At 52.8% G+C, this 1,185-nt stretch carries 1 protein-coding gene; it reads left to right on the top strand.

The features are described from left to right. The first annotated feature begins 212 nt into the window (after window positions 1-212). Window positions 213-1,175, top strand: coding sequence for an IS110 family transposase (locus ACQ4OD_RS26330; protein WP_430945220.1), 963 nt, complete (start codon window positions 213-215; stop codon window positions 1,173-1,175). Window positions 1,176-1,185 lie beyond the last annotated feature (10 nt).

Genomic DNA, 1,185 nt, shown 5'->3' with positions numbered 1-1,185 from the left:
AGCCCGCTTGTATGGTTAGACTTGAAGGGGTGGTGGGACTAAATGCCCGATTCTGACTGTTCGCATCAGTACAGACCGTGGGAGACATCGCCCCACCCCTTCCACCAAAGCGCCGATAAAGAATGCATCGTTTGCAAGCGACGATAGAAGCAAGCCAGCGCCTCTTGGTGAAACCCCTTCAAGCCCAAAAACCATAACGTGAGGAAGCGCCCATGGCAATGCAGGTTGGCAAGCTGATCGTGGGTGCGGATGTCGCGAAAGCTGAACTGGTGATTCATCACGATGATCGCGATGAGGTCATCAGGCTGAAAAACTCCAAACTCGAAATCAAAAGATGGCTGAAGCAACAGCCCCTCAACACGGCTATTGCTGTTGAGGCGACTAATGTTTATCACCTCGATCTGGTTGAACTGGCTCATGGCCTTGGCTTCGAGGTGTATGTCATTGATGGATTCCAGCTGAGCAACTACCGGAAAAGCGTGGGTGGACGAGTAAAAACGGATCCTTCTGATGCTCGGCTGCTGTCCCGGTTTTTGAAAAACGAGGGGGAAGACCTTCGCCCTTGGACTCCTCCTCCCGCAGTCTACGGCAAGCTACAGAGCCTTCTTCGACGTAGATCGGCCTTGGTGACTGCTCGCACTGCAATGACGCAGAGCTGGGCTAATGAAGCCTTGTTGAAAGCCGCCTTCAAAACCTTTGTAAAATCCATAGACCGGCTGGATCTGCTGATCCAGAAGAAGATTAAGGAGGTGCTGCGAGAAGCTGGCCTGCACGAACAAGTTGCCCGCTGCCAAGCAATAGAGGGCATTGGTTTTCTCACCGCTACGGCATTGGTGATGGCCTTTATGCGGGGCGAGTTCAAAAGCAGTGACTCGTATATTGCATTTCTGGGAATGGATCTACGAGTCAGTGATTCAGGGCAGAAGAGTGGACGCCGCCGCCTGACGAAACGAGGCTGCTCGGAGATCAGGCGTCTATTGCATAACGCCGCCATGGCGGCAAGCCGATCGGCTGCTTGGAAAGACGTCTACGAACAGTATCGGAAAGCGGGTAAAGCAACGACACAAGCGCTGGTAATCCTGGCTAGAAAGCTTGCACGGGTGGCATTCGCCCTGATGAAAAATCAGGACGAATATGTCACCAAAGGCGGAAAACTGGCTTGCTGCAAACCATAGAATCTCCCAC

This window comes from Pseudomonas sp. WC1 (assembly GCF_050586565.1).
In the GTDB taxonomy this organism is placed as follows: Bacteria; Pseudomonadota; Gammaproteobacteria; order Pseudomonadales; family Pseudomonadaceae; genus Aquipseudomonas.
Note: the sequence above shows the minus strand (reverse complement) of the source record. Positions and strands in the feature narration are given on the sequence as shown.

Bases quoted from the DNA above. Each gene is read 5' to 3' on its own strand.
- ACQ4OD_RS26330 (WP_430945220.1), top strand. From the start codon at position 213: ATGGCAATGCAGGTTGGCAAGCTGATCGTGGGTGCGGATGTCGCGAAA.